Source organism: Lentibacillus sp. L22, assembly GCF_040812445.1.
GTDB lineage: Bacteria > Bacillota > Bacilli > Bacillales > Amphibacillaceae > Lentibacillus_C > Lentibacillus_C daqui.
In genome coordinates this window covers 1-836 of record NZ_JBFNXI010000109.1, presented here as the reverse complement: position 1 = coordinate 836, position 836 = coordinate 1, and the positions used below count along the sequence as shown (strand labels likewise).

Below are 836 nucleotides of genomic sequence, written 5' to 3'. Positions count from 1 at the left end.
TCCTTCATCGTCCGCTCGATGATGTTCGACGTGTATATCACGCGCTGGATAGACGATGGGTAATCCAGGAAAGTCAGAAGCACTTCTAGATCTTCTTCCCATGATTTCACGACTTTAGGATGCTTCGATTGCCAAACCTGCTTAAATGCGTTAAATTGCTTTCTGGCTTCTTCTTTGGTACTTGCCTGATAAATAGGTTTTAAGTCTTCTGCTATGGCTGTCTGATCCTTTTTACGCACGGCATTTAACGCATTGCGGATTTTATGAACAACGCATCGCTGGACATCGGCTTTTGGGTACACCTCTTTCATAGCTGTTTCCAACCCGGGAAGACCGTCAAACACACCAAGCAACACTTCTTCAGCCCCGCGCTCGTAAAGATCTATCAAAATCTCTTTCCAGCCCAAGGAACTTTCCTGACCGCCTACATAAAATCCGAGAATTTCGCGGTAGCCATTCTCATTAACTCCAATGACGATGTAGACGACCTCATTGGCAACGTCATCCCGGCGCAACTTTAAATAGGTTCCGTCCAAATAGAGGACTGAGTAGCGTTTATTCAATGGGCGTTGCTGCCAGGCCTCAATATTTTCAACTGTCGCTTCCGTGATGTTACTGACGGTTGTGGCGGAGTAGGAAGATCCTAGCATATGTTCAATCATTTCCCCAATTTCACGCGTACTAACGCCTTTCTGATACATGCGCGTCACTGTTTCACCTACCCACTGATCACGGCGTTGGTAAGGATCAAATAATTCCGTCTGAAAGTCACCATGGCGATCACGAGGTACTGCGAGATCATCAATATGACCGTGTTTGGTATCAAGGGACCGTTT

The 836-nt window shown here is 46.3% G+C and carries 1 protein-coding gene; it reads right to left on the bottom strand.

Annotated features, from left to right (window positions below; all coding sequences use genetic code 11):
* A partial coding sequence (locus ABRT01_RS18290; protein ID WP_367749204.1) for an IS256 family transposase occupies positions 1-836 on the bottom strand: 836 nt, incomplete at both ends.